The organism is Rathayibacter sp. VKM Ac-2762 (genome assembly GCF_009866585.1).
GTDB lineage: Bacteria > Actinomycetota > Actinomycetes > Actinomycetales > Microbacteriaceae > Rathayibacter.
On sequence record NZ_CP047419.1, the window covers coordinates 3,035,143 to 3,056,244 of the forward strand.

Sequence of the window (21,102 nt, forward strand, 5' to 3'; positions counted from 1 at the left end):
CGAGCCGTCCCCGTCATCGTCGAGACGCCGGCCTGCGAGCGGTCTCTCGGCGGCACGCGGACGCCTCGCCGCGCGTCTCGGGCGCGAGGGCGGAGGTGCGCCGCGGTCAGCCGCCGACGGTGGAGCCGAAGCCGGACTTGCCGGAGGAGCCGAAGCCGCCCGAGAGGGTCGCCTTCGAGCCGACGGTCGAGCCGGCCGGTGCGCGCTGCACGACGTCGGGCTGGGTCGCTCCGCGGGCCGCGAAGCCGCCGGACGCGACGGGCGCCCAGCTGGTCGCCCGCGTCGAGTTCCAGCGCGAGGACGCGAAGATCAGCGGACCGAGCCAGAAGCCGCCGGCGTAGTGCCCGCGGTACTCGTCGGTCGCCTCGCACAGCTGCTCGGGGTCGTCGCCGACCTCCTCGCCCTGCGCCTGGAGCTGGGCGATCTGCTCCCGCACGTCGGCGAGGCAGTCCTCACGGCTCGCGTAGACGGGGCGCTCGGCGTTCTCGGGGATGACGTAGTCCTGGCCGTCGGCTCCCGTGGCGACGACGCCGTCGGTCGAGGGGCCGCCGTTCGCGAGGGCCACGGCGAGGCCGACCGCGCCGACCGCGACCGCGCCGCCGATGAGCAGGCCGCGGCGGTTCTTCGCGATGCCGCTGATGCCGACGCTCCGGGAGCGGTGGGGAGCGGTGCGGGTGGAGCCGTCGCCGCGGCCGGTGCCGCCGCTCGAGCCGCCGCTCGGCGTGCCGGAGCCCGCCGCGGGCTCGCGGCTGCCCCAGTCGTTCCCGGAGCTCGGCGTCCCCGAATCGCCGGGGGTGCGGTCGTCGTCCGTCATCGGGTCTCCTCGTCCTGCGGGCGGGCCGCGCGGGTGTCCTGCGGCCGGTCGTGCTCGGGGGCGCCGTACTCGGGCGCGGGGGTGCCGGGCGCGGGAGCGCCGTAGGCGGGGGCGGCGCCGTGCCCGGGGCGGGAGGCGGCCGACGCGGCGTCCGCGTCCGTCGCTGCCCCGTCGCTCCGTCCGCCCTCGATGTAGTGGGGGACGAACTCCGCCAGGTCGCCGGTGATCAGGCCGCTCGTCTCGCGCACGTCGATGCCGGCCGGGGTCTCGCCGACGATCCAGCTGCCGATGACGACGGTCTTCCCGTCGACCCGGGCCAGCTCGGCGCGCTCCTGGTGGATGAAGCCCTCGGCGCCGTAGCTCCCGCCGTTCTCGGCGACGACCGAGCCGTCGGCGTCGAGGACCGTCACGTTGGCGCCCTCCCGGCCCAGGCGCGGCTTGCGCACCTGGGCGGTGCCGGGCAGCGGATGCACGGAGGCGGGCAGCAGGTTCGGGTGGCCGCGGAACATCTCCCACAGCACCACCAGCAGCTGCTTGTTGCTGAGCAGGAGCTTCCACGCCGGCTCGACCCAGCGGGTGCGCTCGCGCCGGTCGAGGAGCAGGCCGCCGAACTGCTCGCCGAGCATCCACTCCCACGGGTACAGCTTGAAGACGTGGCGGATCGGCTCGCCGTCGCCGTCGAGGAAGCCGGCGCCGTCGAGCTCGTAGCGGATGTCCTCGACGAAGATCAGCTTGGGGTCGAAGCCGGCCTGCGCCGCGGTCTCGGCCATGTAGGCGACGGTGTCGGCGTCCTCGACGATCAGCTCGCCGTCTCCGGAGTCGTGCAGCGACGCGAGGTGCAGCCGGGCGCCCTCGTCGAGGCTCCAGCGCTCGAGGCGGAGGTGGCGCCACTGCTCGACGAGCTGCTCGTGCAGGCTGTTGAACTGGTCGGCGTCGGGCCCCTTCGTCTCGACGAGCCACTGCCACTGGGCCGCGGCGGTCTCGACCAGCGAGGTCGGAGTGTCGGCGTTGAACTCGAGCAGCTTCACCGCGCCCGCGCCGTCGTAGGCGAGGTCGAAGCGGCCGTAGACCGTGGGGTCGTCCTCGTCCCACGAGGTGCGCACCAGCTCGTGGAAGCGGGGCGGGATGCCGAACTCGGCGAAGCGGCCCTTCCGCACCACGAGCTCGCACGCCTCCATGCAGAGGTCGAAGAGCTCCGAGGTCGTGCGCTCGAGCAGGTCGATCTCGGCGGGCTCGAAGGAGTACGCCGCGGACTCGTTCCAGTAGGGGCGGCCGCCCTCGGAGGGGAGGTCGTAGAAGCTGAAGCCGATCTCGTCGCAGCGGGCTCGCCAGTCCGGTCGCGGAGTGAGGGTGTGTCTGCGCATGATGTCCGGCAAGTGTAGGTCGGGCGTCCGCGTGAGGGCAGGGGGTGGCGCCGTCCTCCGCGCTAGCCTCGACGGGAGCGAAAGGCCGTGCCATGACCGCACCCCTCCCGCTCGCGGGCGTCCGCGTCCTCGAGCTCGGCAACTTCATCGCGGCGCCCACCGCGGGCCGGCTGCTCGCCGACTTCGGCGCCGAGGTGATCAAGGTGGAGCGGCCCGGCACGGGGGACGAGCTGCGCCGCTGGCGGCTGCACGAGGGGTCCGAAACCTCGCTCCTCTTCCACACGATCAACCGCAACAAGCGCTCGATCGCGCTCGACCTGCGCACGGACGAGGGGCGCGACGCCGTCCGCCGCCTGGTCGCCGAGTGCGATGTGGTGCTCGAGAACTTCCGGCCCGGCACGCTCGAGCGCTGGGGGATCGGACCGGACGTGCTCGACGAGGCCCGGCCCGGCATCGTGATCGGCCGCATCTCCGCGTTCGGGCAGACCGGCCCGCTGTCGGCCCGGCCCGGGTTCGCGGCGGTCGCGGAGGCGATGGGCGGGTTCCGCGAGCTGGTCGGCGACCCGGATCGGCCGCCCGTGCGCGTCGGCGTCTCGATCGGCGACTCGATCGCCGGGCTGTACGCGGGCTACGGAGTGATGATGGCGCTGTTCCAGCGCGAGACCCGCCGCTCCGCCGGGCTGGATCCGGCACCGCTGGCGGAGCGGGTCGTCGACGTGGCGCTGCACGAGGCGATGTTCTCGATGACGGAGTCGCTGATCCCCGACTTCCAGGCGCACGGCATCGTCCGGGAGCGCGTCGGCGGGCGGATGGAGGGCATCGCCCCGACCAACGCCTACACCTGCGCCGACGGGGCGAGCATCGTGATCGCGGGGAACGCGGACGCGATCTTCCAGCGGCTGATGGCGGTGATCGGCCGCGCCGACCTGGGCGGGGACCCGGCGCTCGCCTCGAACGAGCAGCGCTGGGCCCGGCGCGACGAGCTGGACGCGGCGATCGGCGCGTGGACGGCGGGCCGCACCGCCGCCGAGGCGCTCGCGGTCCTCGACGACGAGGGCGTCCCCTCCGGCCCGATCTACACGGCCGCCGACATCAGCGCGAGCGAGCAGTACGCGGCGCGCGACATGATCCAGGCCTTCGACGTCGAGGACGCCGGCGGCACCCTGCGCGGCGTGGGCTTCCCGGGGATCGTGCCGGTGCTCGGCGGCCGCTCCCTCCCCATCCGCTCGCTCGCGCCCGACCTGGGCCAGGACACCGAGGAGGTGCTGGGGATGCTCCGGCGCACCGGTCCCGCTGCTCCCTCCGCCGGCGGGGCTGCTGCTGCTCCCTCCGCCGCCGCTGCCGAGGAGGCCGGCCGGTGACCGCGCTCGCCTCCGCGCGCCTGCGCGACGTCACCCTCCGCGACGGCCTGCAGCTCACCGGCAAGCTCCTGACGACCGAGCGCAAGGTCGACCTCGCGCGCACGCTGCTCGCCGCGGGAGTGCCCGAGCTCGAGATCGGCTCGCTCGCGCGCGGCGACCTCGTCCCTCCGATGGCCGACACCCTCGACGTGATCGCCGCGCTCACTCCCGAGGAGCTGGAGCGGTGCTGGGTGTGGGTCGCGACTCCGCGCCACGTCGAGCGTGCGGCCGCCGCGGGGGCGCGCCGCTTCCAGTACTGCTTCTCGGCGTCCGACTCGCACAACCTCGCCAACGTCGGCAGGCCGACCGAGGCGAGCATGGCCGCGATGCCGGAGGCGGTCGCGCTCGCCGAGAGCGTCGGCGGGCGGATCCAGCTGTGCATCGCCACCTCCTTCACCTGCCCGTTCGAGGGCCCGGTCGACCCGGAGCGCGTGCTCGCGATCGCGCGCGACACGCGAGCGGAGGGAGCGGCCGACGTGGTCGTCTGCGACACGCTCGGGCAGGCGCACGCCGGCCAGGTGGCGTCGCTCGTCTCGCGCGTGGCCGCGGAGACCCCGCCTCGCGAGATCGTGTTCCACGGGCACGACACCTGGGGCTCGGGCGTCGCGAACGCGATCGCCGCCGTGCAGGCCGGGGCCGCGGTGGTCGACGGCGCGCTCGGCGGCCTCGGCGGCTGCCCCTTCGCGCCGGGCGCCAGCGGCAACACGGCGACCGAGGACCTCCTGTTCGCCCTGCGCCCCGACTGGTTCACGCCCGGCGCGCTGGCGGTCCTCGTCGGCGAGTCGGAGGCGCTGCTCGCCGAGCTCGGCGAGCCCGGCCGCTCGAAGGCCGCGCAGGGCGCCCGCTCGAACGCCCCCGCGTTCCCCTGGGCGCTCTGAGCGGATCGTCCCCCGCTCGCCGGTCCGAGGCGTCGCGAACGGTCGCCTCCCGCCGCGGAGGACGACCGTTCGCGACGCCTCGACAGCGTCGTGCGGGGTCAGCGCGCGAGCAGCGCGCCGAGGCGTGCGCGCTCGGCGCGGAGGACGTCGACCAGGAGGGAGCCCTCGGGCGCGGCGAGCCAGCGCTCCAGGGCGAGGTCGAAGAGGGCGGAGGCCGCGAGGGCGGCGAGGGCCGCGTCCTCCGGCGCGACTCCGGCGTCGACGAGGGCGGCGCGCATGCTCTCGGCGAGGGCGGCCGACTTCAGGAGCTCGCGCTCGCGCAGCTGCGGCTCGGAGCGCACGACGGCACGGCGGGCGGCGATCGGAGCGCGCCAGGTCTGGAGGTCGCCCGAGGCGGCCGCCTCGAGGCCGTGCATCACGAGGTCCATCGGCGCGAGGCCGGCGGGGGCGCCGGCGAGCAGGCGGCCGACGATCTCGGGGAACTCGCGCTCGCGGAGGAAGAGGACGTCGCGCTTGTCGGCGAAGTGGCGGAAGAAGGTGCGGGTAGTGAGCCCGGCGCGCTCCGCGATCGCGGGGACGGTGGTGCCCGCGTAGCCGTGCTCGGCGAAGAGCTCCATCGCCGCCTGCTCGAGGCGGAGGGCGGCGTCGGGGGCCCAGCGTGACATCCGCCCAGGATAGCTGACGACACGACGTGTCATCAGGAGTAGTGTGACGACACGTCCTGCCATCACTTCCGACTGGAGCCGCCCGTGCCCGAGAACGCCGCCGCCCTGCTGACCGCCCCGCGGGCCGACCTCGTCGTCCGCCCCGCTCCGATGCCCGTCCCCGGTCCGGGGGAGGTCCTGCTGCGCAACCGCGCCCTGGCCGTGAACCCGGTCGACGAGATGAAGCAGTGGACGGGCGATCTGATGTTCCGGTGGGTGCCGTACCCGGCGGTGCTCGGGGAGGACGTGGCCGGAGTGGTCGAGGCGGTCGGCCCTGGAGCGACGCGCTTCGCCGTCGGCGACCGGGTCGTCGCGTACGCGGTCGGGATGGAGCGCGGGCGGCGGAACCGCGACGAGGGCGCCTTCCAGGAGTACACGGTCGTGCGCGAGGACCTGGCGGCGCCGATCCCCGACCGGCTGGGCTTCGAGGAGGCGGCGGTGCTGCCGCTCGCGGTCTCGACGGCGGCGACGGCGCTGTTCCAGCGGGACCACCTCGCCCTGCCGCACCCGAGCGTGCCGGTCCGGCCGACGGGCAGGACGGTCGTGGTCTGGGGTGGGACGACGAGCGTGGGGAGCAACGCGATCCAGCTCGCCGTCGCCTCCGGGCACCGCGTGGCGACGACCGCGTCGCCCCGCAACCACGATCGGATGCGCGAGCTGGGCGCCGAGATCGTGCTCGACTACCGCAGCCCCACCGTCGTCGCCGACCTGGTGGCGGCGCTCGCGGGCCACGAGGTCGCGGGGGTGCTCGCGATCGGGACGGGCTCCGGTGCCCCGTCGGTGGCGGTGGCCGCGGGCACCGGAGCGCGACGCGTCGCCCTGGCCAGCCCCTCCGTCTCGTTCGGCTCGCTCCCGCGTCGGCGCGGTCTCAGCGCCGCCTTCGTGCGGACGATGCTGCGCGTGGTGGGCGGCACCGCGGCGCTGCAGATCGCGGCCCGGCGCCGCGGCATCCGCGCCCGCTTCGTCTGGGGAGGCTCGCTGATGACGAACGAGGTGGGGCCGATGCTGTGGCGCGACCACCTGCCGGCGGCGCTCGCCGAGGGCCGTCACGTCTGCGCCCCGGCGCCCGAGGTGGTGGGTGAGGGGCTCGCCGCGCTGCAGCCCGCCCTCGACCAGCTGCACGAGGGTGTGTCGGCGGTGAAGCTGGTCGTCCGCCTCTGAGGGGCGGGTCGCCGCCGCCTGCCCCGCCGTGCCGCGGACCGGCCGCTCCGCCCGCAGCTGCTCCGCCCGCAGCTGCTCCGCCCGAGCCGTGCCGCCGAGTGGCCGCATCGCCGGAGCCTCGGTATCGTGGCGCGCTCCGACGCGACCCGAGGAGATCCCGTGATCCGCCGCACCGCCCCCGGAGCCGCCGCGCTCCTCCTGCTCGCCCTGACCGGCTGCTCCGCCGGGTCGTCGCCCGCGGCGTCCCCGTCCGCCACTCCGGAGCCCGTCGGCGGCCTCGGGGTCGCCGTCTCGGCGCTCTGCGAGCCCGGCTCCGATCCGCAGTGCGTCCCGGTCGGCGGGCAGGACGTCCTCGTCGATCCCGAGGACTTCACCCGCGCGGGCGTCGCCGCGGTCGAGGCCGATCCGAGCACGGGGGTCGTCGACGTCCGGTTCGACGAGGCGGGCGCCGCCCTCCTGCGCCGCGGCTCGCAGGCGGCCATCGACGAGGGGGCCGACGCCCGGCTCCTCCTCCGCGTGGGCGACCGGGTCGAGTCGGCGCTCTCCGTCATGCAGCCGATCGAGGGCGACACCGTGCAGATCGTTCCCGCGGAGGGCGACGCGCAGGGGCTGGTCGACCGGATCCTCGCCGGCTGAAGCCCGCCTGGGATCGGCGCATGGCGAAGGGTTTCCGCACGGAGCGCACGCAGGCGCTCCTCCTCGCGCAGCCCTGGGCGCTCTCGCTGGTCAGCGCCGTCTTCGTGGCGGGGATGCTCTGGCTGGCGGCGGACGCGGGCTGGGATCTCGGCGCGGTCGTCGGCGGCGGACGCCGGCACGCGCCGCTGTGGCTGGTGCTCCTGCTCGGCCTGCCGCTGTTCGGCGCCGGAGTGGTGCTCGGCGCGGTCCGGCAGGTGCGGCTCCTGCGGCGGCCGGCGGCGCCGCCCGTCCCGAGTCCGGAGGCGGAGCGGCTGCGGCGCGAGGGCCCGGGCTGGCTCAGCCGGCGCGAGGACGAGCGAGCGGCGCAGGGCGGGACCGGGAGCGCGCAGGGCGGCACCGGCGGCACACCGGACGTGATCGGCAGCGCTCCCGACGGCACGGACGACCCGCGCGACGAGGCCCGCTGACCGCGCCTCAGAGGTGCAGCATCCCCCAGTCGATGATCACGGCCAGCGCCGTGTAGGCCGCGGCCACTGCTCCGACCGCCTTGCCCGCGCGGTCGAGGTCGGCCTGCGGGTCCGGACCGGCGTCGGCGACGACCCGGAGCAGCGCTCCGACCAGCGCGATCAGCGTGATCGCCAGGATCCAGACCTTGAGCGACGCGTGCGGATCGACATGCGCGAGCGTCAGCGCGACGACCGGCACCGCCACCACGAGCACCGACGCCAGCACCAGGAGGCAGCCGCGCCGGGTGAGGCCGGTCGGCCCGAAGGAGCCGCCGCGCATCCAGGCGCGCACGCGCTGCCTCCGCGACGCGGGCGGACCGCCGGCGGAGTCCGCGTCGGTCGAGGGCCCCCAGTCCTGCGCGGTCGTCATCGCGCGGTGCCGGAGCGGTCGGGAGTCGGGCTGGGCCGCATCGGGTCCTCCAGGAGACGAGGGGGCACGTCTGACGGTGGTGCCGACCCCTCAGTCTCGGGAGCGCCTCCGGCAGCGGCAAGCGCCTCTTCCGGACATGTCCGGAAGAGGACGCTCAGGCCCGTCCCTGCAGGATCAGGTTCCAGTACACCCACGGCAGGACGCGGCGGTCGGCGAGGTAGGTGAGGCGCCGCTCCTTCGCCAGGCCCGTCCAGAAGGGGACGGTCGGCTTCGGGCGGTAGCGGTCGTCGAACTCGGCGAACACCACGCTCGACCGCGAGACCACGAAGGGGCAGACGGAGTAGCCGTTGTAGACGCGGGGGAGCGGGCGGCCCTTCTGCGCGGCGACGAGGTTCTTCGCGAGCGTGGTGGTCTGCTGGCGCAGTGCTCCTCCGGACTTCGAGTTGACCGTGGCCGCCGCGTCGCCGAGCGCCCACACGTCGGGGAACCGCGGGTGCCGCAGGGTCAGCGGGTCGACCTCGACGAAGCCGCCCTCGTCGCCCTCGGCGGCCAGTCCGGTGCCGGCCAGCCAGTCGGGGGCCGACTGCGGGGGCACGGCGTGCAGCACGTCGTACGACAGCGTCTCGCGCGGGCCGTCGGTCGAGCGCCGCGCGCGGTCGGGGCCGGGGAGGGCGGTCGCGCGCTCGTCGACGGCGAGGACGACCCTCCGCTCGGCCGCGTCGACCTCGACCAGCTCGCGGCCGTAGCGGACCTCGATCCCGTACTCCGCCACCTTCCGCTCGAGCTCGGAGTCGATCAGCGGCATCCCGAACAGGGTGGGGGTCGGCACGACGAGCACGACGCGGATGCGGTCGAGGACGCCGGTCGCGCGCCAGTAGTCGCAGGCGAGGTACATCGGCTTCTGCGAGGCGCCGGAGCAGGTGCCGGGGCCGCCGGGCTGCGTGAAGACGACGGTGCCGGAGCGGACCTCGCGGAGCACCTGCGACGCCTTGCGGGCGTACTCGTACTCGTAGTTGGACACTCCGAACGGCGAGTCCATCGCCTCCTGGAGCCCGGGGACCGCGGCCCAGTCCTTCTGGATCCCGGGGCAGACGACGAGCTGCCCGTAGCCGACGGTGCGGCCGGAGAGGAGGGTGACCGTGTGCGCGACCGGGTCGAGCGTCTCGACGCGGTCCTGGATCCAGACGACCCCCTTCGGCGTCACCGAGCCCTGGGGCCGGGTCGCCGCGGAGGCGGGTGCTGTGCCGCCCGCGACGTGGGAGAGCATCGGCTGGTAGACGTGGGTCGACCGGGGCTCGATCACCGCGACGTCGTCCACTCCGGAGCGCCGCAGCCGTCCCGCGGTCGAGAGTCCGGCGTTGCCGCCGCCGATGATGAGGACGTCGTGGCGGGCCGCGCCGGGATCGGTCATGGCCTCACCCTAGGGGCGCGCCGGGGCGAGCGGACGGGCTTGCGCAGACCCGGAAGGGGGTGCGCTCGGAGCGCCCCGGGACGGTGATCCCGCACGGCCGCCCGGCTCGCGTCAGGCCGCCTCGAGCGCCTGGATCGCGGTCCTCGCGGTCGCGCAGGGGTAGGAGTCGTACCCGTCGTGGGCGTCGAAGGCGCGGCACTCGGCGCAGCGCAGCCGCACTCCGGCGCCGCCCTCGAGGACGCGCTCGGGGCGGTGCCCGTGCAGGATGACGGCGAGGCTCGCGACGAGGGGGTCGCTGCTCACCAGCGCGCTCCGCAGCGCCTCCGACCGGCGGCGGAGGTAGTCGTCCGCCACGGCGTCGATCGACTGCTCGGGGAGGTCCGGCTCGGGCCAGGAGGCGGGCCGCTCGACGGGCAGGTCGAGCTCGTCGAAGCCCATCGACCAGTCCGGGAAGCGGCGCTGCTCGTGCACGCTGGTCCAGACGGTGACCACGCCCTCGTGCCGCGGGTCGGCGAGGATCCGCGCGTAGAGCGAGCGCACGTCCGACTCCTCGCCCTCGAGCAGCTGCATCACGCGGCGGCCGCGGAAGACGAGCATCCCCGAGACGCCGTGCTCGACGTTGTTGCGGCGGCTCGTCTCGAGCAGCCGGCGGATCTCCCCCGAGCCCAGGTCGCGGTCGAGGGTGCTGACGTAGACGACGGTGAAGACGAGGGAGTCGCGCCGCGGCGAGTGCTCGACGAGGTGGAGCGTCGCCGGGGAGTGGGCGCCGGCTTCGGGGTCCATCAGGGCCGCGACCTCCGGGAACTCGAGCCAGATCAGGTCCTCCGGAGCGCTCGGCTCCACGGCGGTGACCGCCGGGACCGCGTCCAGCCACTGCGTCCGCTGGCGGAGGTCGGCGGCGACCGCCTTCTCGTCGAGCCCGGGCAGGAGGCCTGCGGCGCCGGAGACGAAGAGGCTCGTCGCGGAGTTGAGCAGCAGCGTCACGACCGTCGCGTGGCCGTCGCCGCCGAGCACGGGGAGCTCGACACTGTCGGTGCGGCCGTGAGCGGCGAGCCCGGAGGCGTAGGAGACGAGTGCGTCGGCGACCGCGTCCCCCACCTGGAAGGTCGCGCCGGCGTACTGGATCTGCTTCATAGCCCTACGATGCGCCTGCGGCGGATCCACGGGTAGGGGTACCGGTGCCGGGTGGAGCGTGCAGGGGTCGCGGCTGCTCCCGCCCGAGGAGCACGGAGCGGCGGGACCGCGCCCAGTCGGCCGTCGAGCGGGCCGGCGTCCCCGTGATCCGCTCGACTTCGTCGGTGAGCACGTCGACGCCGTCCAGGCCGCGGCGGGCGACGACTCCGAACTGCCGGCGGAGCCCCTCCGCCTGCCACGCGGACATGCCGGTGAGGCGCAGGACCCCGGCGAACACGCGGCTGGGCAGGTGCAGGTAGCGGACGCGGCGGCCGAGCCCCGCGGTCAGCTCGCGGGCGGCGCCGGGCCCGTCGAGCAGGGCCGGTCCGGTGAGGACGGGCTCGGCGCCGGTGTGCCCTCCCGCCTCGAGGACGCGCGCGGCGACCCGGGCGATGTCGGCGGTGTCGATCCACGGGATGACGCCGCGCCCCATCGTCTGCGGGAGCAGACCGCGCGAGATCGCGGGTGCCGAGGGCTCGAGGTTCGTCAGGAAGCCCGAGGCGTGGAGGATCGTCGCGGGCAGCCCGGAGGCGCGCACCCGCTCGTCGGTCCGCCAGATCGCGCGGCCCCAGGGGAGCGGCGAGTGCTCGGCCGCGTCGCCGCCGGAGAGCTGCACGAGCGCGCGGACGCCCGCCTCCTGGGCGGCGCGGACGGCGGTGGCGCCGTGCTCGGCCTGGCGCGGGGTGGCGGCGGTGACCAGGAAGAGCTGGTCGGCGCCCCGGAGGGCGGCGGTCAATGCGGCCCCGTCGCCGAGGTCGGCGATCCGCGCGTCGAGGCCGCGGGCCGCGAGGGCCGCCGCCTGCTCCGGCTGGCGGACGATCGCCCGGACGGGCGCGCCGGCCGCCACGAGCCGCTCGAAGGTCTTGCCGCCGACGTCGCCGGTGACTCCGGTGATCGCGATCACGTCGCTCATGATTCCTCCCAGGTATCAACTAACTGATACTCGAAGACTACGCCGCTACGCTCGGTCCATGTCCTCGGAGTTCTCCCTGACCCGCGACGACGTCGACGCGATCGCCGCCTGGACGGTCATCCGCGCCGCCCGCGATCTGGCGAGGCGGGTCGGCGACGCGCTCGCGCCGGTCGGGCTCAGCCCGGTCGAGTTCGGCGTGCTGGCGCAGCTCTCGGCGGCCGACGGGCTGACGCAGGCCGACCTCGCCCGCGCCGTCGGCGTCCGCCCGCAGAGCATGACCGCCCTGGTCGCCGGGCTGGCGGCGCGGGGCCTGCTCGACCGGGGCGCCGAGCGCGGCCGCGGCCGTCACTCCCGGATCGCCCTGACCCCGGCGGGGCGCGACCTCCTCGCGGCCGCCTACCCGCTCGTGCGGGCCGGCAACGCGTGGTTCGGCGGCGAGGAGCGCGCCGACGCCGTCGCGACCGCGCTGCGCCCGCTGCTCGGCGGGTAGCCGGGCCCGGGGCACGAGGTCCCCTGAGCGGACGGGGCGGGGTGGCTCGGCTGCGGGAGGGGCGGCTCCTCCTCCGAGCGCTCGTGCACACCCGGCCCCCTCGCGGGTGCCACCGGTACCCTGGCCCGGTGCCCCTGACCCTCCCTCCGCTGAGCCGCGCCCGCGCGCGCGCCGCCGCGGCGTACCCGACCCGGCTGCTGCTGACCAAGCGCGCCTCGGGCACGAACGGATGGCTCAGCTCGTGGGGGACGAACGCGCACGGCGAGATCGCCGGCTGCCCCCCGCCGCGCGGCTGACCCGCGACCGCCCCTCCTCCGGAGCCCGCGGCCGCGTCCCCGCGCACGCCCACCCCTCCGGACGGAACCCCTCATGCCGCACCAGCCCCTGCCCGCCGATCAGGCCCCCCACTCGATCTGGCGGGGACTCCGCCAGACCCTCCAGAAGGACACGGTCGGCGGAGCGTTCCTGCTCACCGCGACCCTCCTCGCCCTGATCGTCGCCAACAGCCCCGCGTCCGCGCTCTACAGCGCGGTCCGCGACTTCCGCTTCGGCCCCGAGGCCCTGCACCTCGAGCTGAGCGTCGGGTCGTGGGCGGCCGACGGCCTGCTCGCGATCTTCTTCTTCGTCGTCGGGCTCGAGCTCAAGGAGGAGTTCGTCGCCGGCAAGCTCCGCGACCCGAAGACGGCGCTCGTGCCGATCGTCGCGGCCGTCGGCGGCGTGGCCGTCCCCGCCCTGATCTTCACCGCGGTGAACCTGCCCCGCGGAGGAGCCGCGCTGGACGGCTGGGCGATCCCCGCCGCCACCGACATCGCCTTCGCCGTCGCGGTGATCGCCGTGGTCGGCCGCTTCCTCCCGCCGGCGCTGCGGACGTTCCTCCTCACGCTCGCCGTGGTGGACGACCTCATCGCGATCACGATCATCGCCGTCTTCTACACCGCCGGCATCGACGTGCTGATGCTCCTGCTCGCGCTGGTGCCGCTGGCGGTCTTCGCGGTCTGCGTGCAGCGCGGCGTGCGCGCCTGGTGGGTGCTGATCCCGCTCGGAGTGGCGACGTGGGCGCTCGTGCACGCCTCGGGCATCCACGCCACGGTCGCGGGCGTGCTGCTCGGCTTCACCGTGCCGGTCGTCGCGTCGAGGCGCGCCCGGGTGCAGGTGGGGTCGGATGCGGAGGGGCGCCCGGTCTACGACGGTCTCGCCGCCCACTTCGCCGACCGCTGGAGCGTCCTCTCGACCGCGGTCGCGGTGCCGGTCTTCGCGTTCTTCTCGGCCGGAGTGACGGTCGGCGGAGTCGCGGGCCTGGTCGACTCGTTCCAGGACTCGATCGCCGTGGGCATCATCGCGGGCCTCGTGCTCGGCAAGCCGCTCGGCATCGCCGGGAGCACCTTCCTCCTGACCCGGTTCCGCGGCATCGGCCTGGATCCGTCGCTGCGCTGGGTGGACGTGATCGGCATGGCGTTCGTGGCCGGCATCGGATTCACGGTGTCGCTGCTGGTCGGCGAGCTCTCGTTCGGCGCGGGCAGCGAGTCCGACGACCACGTGAAGGTCGGCGTCCTGGCCGGCTCGTTCCTCGCGGCGGTGATCGGAGGCGCGATCCTCTCGGTCCGCAACCGCCACTACCGCCGCCTGCAGGACTGACGGCCGACGGGATCTCGCGGCGCTCGCGGCCCGGGCGGCTCGATCGGCACGCGCCTCCTGCTGGTCGAGCAGCCGCTGCAGGCGCCCTGTCGAGGCCCGCGCGGCTCAGCCGTGCAGGCCGTGGACGACCGCGTGGCCGCGGCCGCGGGAGATGAGCAGGCGGTTCACCGGGGTCGTGACGACGAAGGCCAGGGCCAGGGCGCCGGCGAGCGAGCCCCAGAAGAGGCCGAACGAGAGGCCCGCGTCCATCGCTCCGGGGATCGCGAGCACCACGGTGTTGTCGACGACCTCCATCACGGCGATCGAGACGGTGTCGGCCGCCAGCGCGATGCCGACGGCGGCGCGCCACGTCACTCCGGAGCGGAGCACGCCCCGCAGCGTGAGCGCGTAGCCGAACACGAACGCGAGGACGATCGAGAGGGCGACCGTCGCCAGGGCGGGCAGCCCCAGGGCGGAGCCGATCACCATGCCGAGGACCTCGCCGATCGCGCAGCCGGTCAGGCAGTGCAGGGTCGCGAGGGCGGCGGCGCGCCAGGTGGTCGGGTGGTGGTGGGCGTGGTCGGTCATGGTGTCTCCTCCGGTTCGGTCCAGGGGAGTGCAACATACCCCCGGGGGGTATATTCCCGACCCGGCCGTCGGAGTCTCCTCCGGCTCCGCAGGCGCGCGAGCCGTTCGCCCGGGCGCGCTACCCTCGCCCCGTGCTCCTCCGAGCACCGCCCCTCGACACCAGGAGCCCCGATGGCCGCCCCCACCGTCCTCTTCGTCTGCATCCACAACGCCGGCCGCTCGCAGATGGCCGCCGGCTACCTCCGCGCCCTCTCCGGCGGCGCCGTCGAGGTCCGCTCCGGCGGCTCCGAGCCCGGCGACAGCATCAACCCGATCGCGATCGAGGCGATGGCGGAGGAGGGCGTCGACATCTCGCAGGCCGTCCCGCAGCTGATGACCACCGAGCAGGTCCAGGCCTCCGACGTCGTGATCACGATGGGCTGCGGCGACGTCTGCCCCGTCTTCCCCGGCAAGCGCTACGAGGACTGGGACCTCGCCGACCCGAAGGGCCGGCCGCTCGAGGAGGTCCGCTCGATCCGCGACGACATCAGGGCCCGCGTGCAGGCGCTCGTCGCGGAGCTGCTGCCCGCCTGAGCCGGTCGATCCCGTCCGGCCGCGTCAGCGTTCGGCGCGAGGCGGGAACATCCGCCCGACCGGAGGCGAGCCCGCAGGGAGCGCCGCGCGCGCCCGGTGCAGGAAGACGGCGGTCATGACGACCCGGGCGCGGGCCGGCGACGAGTCGAGCGGGCCGATCAGCTCCTCGATCCGCGCGAGCCGGTCGTAGAGGGTCTGCCGGCCGATGCCGAGCGCGGACGCCGTCGCCGTCTTGCTCCCCCACAGCGACGCGAAGGCCTCGAGGGTGGCGAGCAGCTCGCCGCGCTGGGCGCGCAGGGGCCCGAGCACCTCCTCGACGAGGTCGTCCGCCTCCGGATCGTCCTGCAGGGAGCTCGCGAACCGCTCCAGGCGGTACTGGCGCGAGTCGACGACTCCGCCCGCGGGCGCCCACTCGAGCGCGCCGCGCACCTCCGCCAGCTCCCGGGGCACCCGCTCCTGCCCGCCGAGCCCGCTTCCGACGCAGAGCAGAGCGTCCGAGTCGAGGGCGGCGCCGAGGCGCAGCAGCTCCGTCCGGCCCTCCTCCATCGCGGCGGCGGTGGCGAACGGCAGCAGCGCCAGCAGCTCGGAGCCGACCACGCAGAGCACCGGGCCGGGATCCGCTCCCGCGCCCGTCAGGAGGCGGAGCAGAGCGCGGAGCCGCCGGTCGTCGTGACCGGTGTCGGCCCGGACGCCGAGGTAGCGCTCCCGGGAGCCGGCGCCGAGGCGGCCGAGGAAGGCGTCGATCTGGAGGTCGGCCGCCGGGTCCGCACGCTCGACGGACGCGATCGCGAAGAGCTGGGCGGTCAGCCGCTCGGTGACCGACGGCGGGCGGTGCCGGAGCACGGCGATCGCGAGGACGTCCGGCGCCCGGTCGAGCGCGACGGCGACGGCGTGGAGGTCGGCGTCGGCGTGGGCCCGCAGATGCAGGGTGCCCAGGAGGGAGTCGCCCGCGTGCAGCACGTTCGAGAACGTCCCGGCCGTCGGCTCCGTGTCGACGCCCGGCCCGGGCGAGGCGCGGGCGATCTCGTCGCCCGTGAGCGAGACGAGCGAGGCGGAGGCGCCCGTCGCGGAGGCGACGACCTGCAGGAGCTCGTCGACGCCGGCGTCACCGGAGGCCGCGTCGGCCAGCAGACCGGACACTCTGTCCGCCAGTCGGATGCTCCGGAACTTCTGCTCGGTGAGGTGGGTGTTGATGCTCTCGCAGACCTGCACGAAGGGGACGCGCCGGGGCAGGGCGAGCACGGGGAGGCCGAGCTCGTCGGCCGCCGCGACGATCGGCGGCGGCACCGCGGGCAGGCGCGGCGAGAGCTCGAGAGCGAGGGCGCCGACTCCCGCGTCGACCAGAGACCGCACGTACTCGCGGCACTCCGCCGGGTCCTGGTCGGTCGAGAGGAGCGCGCCCTCCATCAGGAGCAGCTCGCCTCCGAGGAGGAGGGGCGCGATGTCGAGCTGCTCGCTCGTGTGGGCCCAGCGGATCACGGCGCGCTCGGCGGCCGCGTGCCCGGCGGCCACCACCGGGAGCATGGCGGCGAGGCGCGGATCCCGCATCGCGTCCGACAGCAGGTAGGCCATACAGAACGTCCTCTCGCGTCACGGCGAATTTACACGCGGACGCGCCGCCCGAAACGGGTCCGCACGAGAGTGGAGCCTCACCGGGCGCCCCGCCCTCCCCTTCATCCCCCTCCCCGAGAGGATCCGCCATGAGCACCGACACCCTGCACGGCACCGCCGACGCCGAGGACGCGCTGAGTCCCCTGCCCGACTCCCGGCGCACCGCCCGGCTCGACGGGCAGTTCTGGATCTGGGCCGGCGCCAACATCGCCCCCATCAACTGGGTGCTCGGCGCCCTCGGCGTGAACATGGGCCTCGGCCTGGCGGACACCGTCACCGTCCTCGTGCTCGGCAACGTGGTCGGGATGGCGGTGTTCGGCTTCTTCGTCCTCCTCGGCCAGCGGACGGGGGCGACCGGGATGCTCGTGGGACGGGCGATCTTCGGCCGGCGCGGCAACTACGTCCCGGCCGCGATCCAGGCCGTGGTCGTGATCGGCTGGTGCGCCATCAACACCTGGATCGTCCTCGACCTGGTCATCGCGCTCCTCGGCTCCGTCGGCGTCGTCGACCCGGAGCAGGCGAACGTCGGCTGGAAGATCGCGGTGGCGGCGGTGATCATGGCGGTGCAGGTCGCGATCTCCTTCCTCGGCTACCGCGCGATCGCCGCCTTCGAGCGCTGGACCGTGCCGCCGACCCTCCTGGTGCTGGCGATCATGTCGGTCGTCGCCTGGTTCTTCCTCGACATCGACTGGTCCTACGCCGGCCCCGCGGAGGGCGCGCTCACCGGAGGCGACCGCATCGCGGCCATGTCCATCGTGATGACCGCCATCGGCATCGGCTGGGGCCTCACCTGGCTCGCCTACGCCGGCGACTACTCCCGCTTCGTCGGCCCCCGCTCCTCGAAGCGGGGGCTCTACCTCGCCAGCGTCCTCGGCCAGTTCATCCCGGTGGTCTGGCTCGGCGTCCTCGGCGCGACCCTCGCGACGAAGAACGGCTCCGTGGATCCCGGGGAGCTGATCGTCGAGAACTTCGGCGCCCTCGCGATCCCCGTGCTGCTCCTGGTGGTGCACGGTCCGATCGCGACCAACGTCCTGAACATCTACTCGTTCGGCATGGCGACCCAGGCCCTCGACATCAGGCTCGGGCGCCGGGCGCTCAGCCTCATCGTCGGCGTGCTGGCCTTCGCGGCCGCGGTGTTCTTCGTCTTCCAGGACGACCTCGCCACCACGCTCGACGCGTGGCTGGTCGGCCTCGTCGGCTGGGTCGCCCCGTGGGGTGCGATCGTGCTGGTGCACTACACGGTGTTCGAGCCGCGCGTCCGCTCGTTCGGGCACCTGTTCGCCCCGGTCGGCTCGCCGCTGCTGCCGGACGTCCGCTGGCGGGCGCTGCTCTCCTTCGCGATCGGCGCGACCCTGACCTGGCTGTTCATGAACGGCTCGGTGCCCGCCCTGCAGGGTCCGGCCGCGACCGCCCTCGGCGGCGTCGACGTCTCGTGGCTCGCGGGCGGAGTCTCGGCCGGCATCGCCTACCTCCTGCTCGGCCGGGACGCTCCCGCCTGGGTCGAGCGCCGGGAGTCGGCCGCGCCGGTCGCCGCGGAGCCCGAGCCCGTCCGCGGCTGAACCCGAGCCCCTCCGAGGGCCGGCCCCCTCGCGAGCCGGCCCGCCCCGTCCCACCCCGCACCACGAACGGAACCGCCATGCCCCTCTTCCTCTCCGACGCCGCCGTGATCACCATGGACCCGGTCTCGGGCGCCGTCCCGATCACGGCGAGCATCCGCATCGTCGACGAGCTGATCGTCGCGATCGGCCCGGGCCTCGTCCCCGAGCCGGGCGACGAGGTGATCGACGGGCGCGACCGCCTGGTGGTCCCCGGCTTCGTCAACGCCCACACCCACTCGTGGGAGTACCTCTACAAGGGCCGCTACGACAACCTGCCGCTCGAGCTGTGGATGCTGCTGTCGTACCCGATCCTCGGGAACAGCCGCGTCGCTCCGGATCTGGTGCGGCTGCGCTCGTCGCTCTTCGCCCTCGAATCGCTGAAGGCCGGGGTCACGACCCTGGTCGACGACGTGCTCGAGAACCCGGACCAGGACGCGGAGCAGCTCGCCGCGGTCTTCGACGCGTACGACGAGATCGGAGTCCGCGCCAACATCTCGGGCCACGTGATCAGCAGGCCCTTCCACGAGACGATGCCGTTCCTCGAGGAGTACGTGCCCGCGGAGATCCTCGACCAAGCGCGGTCGGCGTCGCGCCCGACGACGGAGGGCTACCTCGCCTTCAGCCGCGAGGCGTTCGCGACCCAGCACGGGAGGGGAGGCGGGCGGCTGCGCTACATGGTCGCCCCGTCCGCTCCTCAGCGGTGCGGGCCCGAGCTGCTCGTGGGGGCGACCGAGCTGGCGCTCGAGCACGGGGCGGAGTGCCACATCCACGTCCTCGAGACGAAGACGCAGCTGGTGACCGGCGAGTTGTCCTACGGCTCGACCCTGGTCGAGTACATGGAGCGGATCGGCGCGCTCTCGCCGAACACGACCTTCGCCCACGGGATCTGGCTCACCGACTCCGACATGGAGCGGATCGCCGCCGCCGGCACGTCCGTCTCGCACAACCCGATCTCGAACCTCAAGCTCGGCTCGGGCATCGCCCCGTGGCGCGCGCTGCACGACGCGGGCGTGAACCTCGGCCTCGGCACCGACGGCTGCTCGAGCAGCGACTCTCCGCGCATGCTCGACGTCGTGAAGGCCGCGGCGCTCCTGCACAAGGTCACGGATCCGGACATCGCCACCTGGCCGACCGTGTCCGAGGTGCTCACGGCCGGAACGATCGGAGGCGCGCGCAGCGCCGTGCTCGACGACGTCACCGGCAGCATCGAGGTCGGCAAGCAGGCCGACCTCGTCGTCTACGACCTCGAGACGCTGAACTTCACCCCGCGCCAGCGGCTCGAGAACCAGCTCGTCTACTCCGAGAACGGCTCGTCGATCGACACCGTGATCGTCGCGGGCCGGGTCGTCGTCTCGAAGGGCGTCTCGACCACCGTCGACGAGGCGGCCCTCCGCGCGGATCTCGCCGCGCAGCTGGGGGAGATCGTGGCCTGGCAGGACTCGCTGGACCGCACGAACGGCGTGCTCACCGAGCCGTTCCGGCGGATGTACGAGCGGGCGATGCGGCACGACGCCCCCGTCGACCGCTTCAGCGGCCGCCGGCTGGTCTGAGGGCGGTCCGGCTCCCGGCGGACGCTCGGCCGACTTCCGGCCCGGCACACGGACGGGCGGGGGCGCGGCTCCAGTAGGTTGCGCACATGAGGTGGCGAGCGGGAGCGGTGGCGGTGCTCGTCCTCGCGCTCGCCGGGTGCACCGCGCCGGCCGACCCCGAGCCGACGACCGGGCCCACGACCGCCCCCGTCTCCGGGCCGGTGGTCGGCGGCTACGGCGACCTGCACGTCGCGCCCGACGGGTCGATGATGTTCTGCTACTCCGACCCCGACCCGGGATTCACGGGCGTCTGGCGCGAGTGCCAGGACGGGATCCGCACTGTGGGCGTCGACCCGGCCGCGATCGATGCGACCCTCGGGGAGACGGCGACGGCCGATCCGGGCGGGCACCGCTGGGTCGGCGCGGCGGCCGGGAAGCGCACCACCGAGGACGGCACCGACGTCTACACGGTCTTCCTCGCGGGGACCCGCACGGACGACGCGTTCACCGTGACCGCGGTCGGCGAGGGCTCCTACCGCGTGCCGTCCGAGTACCAGGAGCTGCAGCCGGGAGTGCCGGGCGGGTTCCTGGTGCGGCTCGAGCCGATCGGCTGAACGGGGGCGCCGGCGCAGGTGGAGGAGCCGAGCGGGGTGCAGCGGCCGGGAGGGGCGGAGCCGGCGGACTCGCGCACCCCCTCCGCCCGACCCTCACAGCGGGCGCGGCCGGTACCGCTCGATCAGCGCGTCGAACAGGCCGTTCATCCGCTCGTCGACCACGCGGCGCGACTCGTCGGCGTCGTACCACTCCACGATCTCGCGGGCGCCGTCGCGGAAGCGCACCGAGGGGGAGTACGCCGGGACGAGGCGGCGGATCTTCGCGTTGTCGAACACCATCGAGTGCGCCTTGTCGCCGATGATCCCGGCACCGAGCTCGGGGTCGGCCGCGGCGATCGCGTCGGAGGCGACGTGCACGAGGCGTGACTCGACTCCGGCCGCCGCGGCGAGGTCGCGGTGGATCTCGTCCCAGGTCGGCGTCTCGTCGCCGGTGATGTGGAACGCCTCGCCGATCGCGGCGGAGGCGCCGAGAAGACCGACCAGGCCGACAGCGACGTCGTCGGCGTGCGTGAGCGTCCAGAGCGAGGTGCCGTCGCCGAGGACGACCACCTCCTGGCCGCGGCGCATCCGGTCGACGACGGTCCAGCCTCCGTCGACGGGCAGCGCGGTGCGGTCGTAGGTGTGCGAGGGGCGGACGATCGTGACCGGGAAGCCGCTCGCGCGGTACTCGGCCACGAGCAGGTCCTCGCACGCGATCTTGTCGCGGGAGTACTGCCAGTAGGGGTTCCGGAGCGGAGTCGACTCGGTGACCGGGAGGCTGCGCGGCGGCTTCTGGTAGGCCGAGGCCGAGCTGATGAAGACGTACTGGCCCGTGCGGCCGGCGAACAGGTCGATGTCCTGCTGCACGTGCTCAGGCGTGAAGGCGACGAAGTCGATCACGGCGTCGAAGCTCCGGTCGCCGAGGGCGGCGGTGACGGAGTCGCGGTCGCGGCCGTCGGCCTGCACCTCGCGGACGCCGTCGGGCAGCGGGCGGAGCGACGTCCGCCCCCTGTTCAGCACGGTCACGTCGTGGCCGAGCCGCAGCGCCTCGCGGACGCAGGCGGCGCTGATGATGCCCGTCCCGCCGATGAACAGCACGCTGAGCGACATGGATCCTCCTCCGGCGGCGCCCGCGGCGGACGCCTCCCGATCCGATTCCCCCACATCGGGGCGCCG

Annotated in this window: 22 protein-coding genes; 12 read left to right on the forward strand and 10 right to left on the reverse strand. The window is 74.6% G+C overall.

All coding sequences use genetic code 11. The annotated features are described in order from the left end of the window. Positions 1-106 precede the first annotated feature (106 nt). Entirely contained in the window at positions 107-814 is a 708-nt protein-coding gene (locus tag GTU71_RS14275; RefSeq protein ID WP_104222404.1) for a hypothetical protein, read from the reverse strand. Beyond that, complete coding sequence (locus GTU71_RS14280) at positions 811-2,178, reverse strand: glutathionylspermidine synthase family protein (RefSeq protein WP_208543593.1); 1,368 nt, start codon at positions 2,176-2,178, stop codon at positions 811-813. The genes GTU71_RS14275 and GTU71_RS14280 overlap by 4 nt, the downstream gene beginning before the upstream one ends. 92 nt (positions 2,179-2,270) lie before the next feature. Here GTU71_RS14280 and GTU71_RS14285 point away from each other — a divergent pair, with 92 nt between their 5' ends. Together GTU71_RS14285 and GTU71_RS14290 are read left to right on the forward strand one after the other, a co-directional pair. Next, complete coding sequence (locus tag GTU71_RS14285) at positions 2,271-3,539, forward strand: CoA transferase (RefSeq protein ID WP_159940691.1); 1,269 nt, start codon at positions 2,271-2,273, stop codon at positions 3,537-3,539. Beyond that, positions 3,536-4,456: a hydroxymethylglutaryl-CoA lyase gene (locus tag GTU71_RS14290; RefSeq protein ID WP_181133767.1), complete on the forward strand. Its 921-nt coding sequence runs from the start codon at positions 3,536-3,538 to the stop codon at positions 4,454-4,456. The genes GTU71_RS14285 and GTU71_RS14290 overlap by 4 nt, the downstream gene beginning before the upstream one ends. Positions 4,457-4,554: 98 nt before the next feature. Here the strand turns inward: GTU71_RS14290 and GTU71_RS14295 are convergent, their stop codons facing one another. Continuing rightward, positions 4,555-5,121 (reverse strand): TetR/AcrR family transcriptional regulator, encoded by a 567-nt coding sequence (locus GTU71_RS14295; RefSeq protein ID WP_159940693.1) that lies wholly within the window; start codon positions 5,119-5,121, stop codon positions 4,555-4,557. 84 nt (positions 5,122-5,205) lie between these two features. Here GTU71_RS14295 and GTU71_RS14300 point away from each other — a divergent pair, with 84 nt between their 5' ends. The 3 genes from GTU71_RS14300 (at position 5,206) to GTU71_RS14310 (ending at position 7,424) form a co-directional block, all read left to right on the forward strand. Then, complete coding sequence (locus GTU71_RS14300; protein ID WP_159940695.1) at positions 5,206-6,321, forward strand: zinc-binding alcohol dehydrogenase family protein; 1,116 nt, start codon at positions 5,206-5,208, stop codon at positions 6,319-6,321. 159 nt (positions 6,322-6,480) lie between these two features. Further along, entirely contained in the window at positions 6,481-6,957 is a 477-nt protein-coding gene (locus GTU71_RS14305) for a hypothetical protein (RefSeq protein WP_104234350.1), read from the forward strand. 20 nt (positions 6,958-6,977) lie between these two features. Next, positions 6,978-7,424, forward strand: coding sequence for a hypothetical protein (locus GTU71_RS14310; protein ID WP_104247793.1), 447 nt, complete (start codon positions 6,978-6,980; stop codon positions 7,422-7,424). A gap of 7 nt (positions 7,425-7,431) precedes the next feature. Here the strand turns inward: GTU71_RS14310 and GTU71_RS14315 are convergent, their stop codons facing one another. The 4 genes from GTU71_RS14315 to GTU71_RS14330 form a co-directional block, all read right to left on the reverse strand. Further along, complete coding sequence (locus GTU71_RS14315; RefSeq protein WP_104226999.1) at positions 7,432-7,833, reverse strand: hypothetical protein; 402 nt, start codon at positions 7,831-7,833, stop codon at positions 7,432-7,434. A gap of 154 nt (positions 7,834-7,987) precedes the next feature. Beyond that, positions 7,988-9,244 carry an FAD/NAD(P)-binding oxidoreductase gene (locus GTU71_RS14320; protein WP_104269292.1) on the reverse strand — a complete coding sequence of 419 codons (1,257 nt, stop codon included), beginning with the start codon at positions 9,242-9,244 and terminating at the stop codon, positions 7,988-7,990. A gap of 111 nt (positions 9,245-9,355) precedes the next feature. Beyond that, positions 9,356-10,378 carry a BLUF domain-containing protein gene (locus tag GTU71_RS14325; RefSeq protein WP_104250016.1) on the reverse strand — a complete coding sequence of 341 codons (1,023 nt, stop codon included), beginning with the start codon at positions 10,376-10,378 and terminating at the stop codon, positions 9,356-9,358. Between the two features lie 4 nt (positions 10,379-10,382). Beyond that, complete coding sequence (locus GTU71_RS14330) at positions 10,383-11,330, reverse strand: NAD(P)H-binding protein (RefSeq protein WP_159940697.1); 948 nt, start codon at positions 11,328-11,330, stop codon at positions 10,383-10,385. Between the two features lie 58 nt (positions 11,331-11,388). On the opposite strand from GTU71_RS14330, the gene GTU71_RS14335 reads away from it, so the two are divergent. The 3 genes from GTU71_RS14335 (at position 11,389) to nhaA (ending at position 13,455) form a co-directional block, all read left to right on the forward strand. Then, the gene (locus GTU71_RS14335; RefSeq protein WP_159940699.1) at positions 11,389-11,820 is read left to right on the forward strand and encodes a MarR family transcriptional regulator; all 432 of its coding nucleotides are present in this window, start codon (positions 11,389-11,391) and stop codon (positions 11,818-11,820) included. A gap of 128 nt (positions 11,821-11,948) precedes the next feature. Next, positions 11,949-12,116, forward strand: coding sequence for a hypothetical protein (locus tag GTU71_RS14340; protein WP_159940701.1), 168 nt, complete (start codon positions 11,949-11,951; stop codon positions 12,114-12,116). A gap of 73 nt (positions 12,117-12,189) precedes the next feature. Continuing rightward, positions 12,190-13,455 (forward strand): Na+/H+ antiporter NhaA, encoded by a 1,266-nt coding sequence (gene nhaA / locus GTU71_RS14345; RefSeq protein ID WP_104282998.1) that lies wholly within the window; start codon positions 12,190-12,192, stop codon positions 13,453-13,455. A 105-nt stretch (positions 13,456-13,560) separates the two neighbouring features. Here the strand turns inward: nhaA and GTU71_RS14350 are convergent, their stop codons facing one another. Next, entirely contained in the window at positions 13,561-14,022 is a 462-nt protein-coding gene (locus tag GTU71_RS14350) for a DUF4396 domain-containing protein (RefSeq protein ID WP_159940703.1), read from the reverse strand. Positions 14,023-14,193: 171 nt separating this feature from the next. Between GTU71_RS14350 and GTU71_RS14355 the strand changes: the two genes are divergently transcribed. Further along, entirely contained in the window at positions 14,194-14,595 is a 402-nt protein-coding gene (locus GTU71_RS14355) for an arsenate reductase ArsC (RefSeq protein WP_159940705.1), read from the forward strand. A gap of 24 nt (positions 14,596-14,619) precedes the next feature. Here the strand turns inward: GTU71_RS14355 and GTU71_RS14360 are convergent, their stop codons facing one another. After that, complete coding sequence (locus tag GTU71_RS14360) at positions 14,620-16,167, reverse strand: PucR family transcriptional regulator (protein WP_159940707.1); 1,548 nt, start codon at positions 16,165-16,167, stop codon at positions 14,620-14,622. Between the two features lie 128 nt (positions 16,168-16,295). Between GTU71_RS14360 and GTU71_RS14365 the strand changes: the two genes are divergently transcribed. The 3 genes from GTU71_RS14365 (at position 16,296) to GTU71_RS14375 (ending at position 19,947) form a co-directional block, all read left to right on the forward strand. Further along, positions 16,296-17,765, forward strand: coding sequence for a cytosine permease (locus GTU71_RS14365; protein WP_104234359.1), 1,470 nt, complete (start codon positions 16,296-16,298; stop codon positions 17,763-17,765). 77 nt (positions 17,766-17,842) lie between these two features. Continuing rightward, positions 17,843-19,354 carry an amidohydrolase gene (locus GTU71_RS14370; RefSeq protein ID WP_104269297.1) on the forward strand — a complete coding sequence of 504 codons (1,512 nt, stop codon included), beginning with the start codon at positions 17,843-17,845 and terminating at the stop codon, positions 19,352-19,354. An 86-nt stretch (positions 19,355-19,440) separates the two neighbouring features. After that, complete coding sequence (locus GTU71_RS14375; protein WP_146084862.1) at positions 19,441-19,947, forward strand: hypothetical protein; 507 nt, start codon at positions 19,441-19,443, stop codon at positions 19,945-19,947. A 93-nt stretch (positions 19,948-20,040) separates the two neighbouring features. Here the strand turns inward: GTU71_RS14375 and GTU71_RS14380 are convergent, their stop codons facing one another. Continuing rightward, positions 20,041-21,036 (reverse strand): SDR family oxidoreductase, encoded by a 996-nt coding sequence (locus GTU71_RS14380; protein ID WP_159940709.1) that lies wholly within the window; start codon positions 21,034-21,036, stop codon positions 20,041-20,043. Between the last annotated feature and the right edge of the window lie 66 nt (positions 21,037-21,102).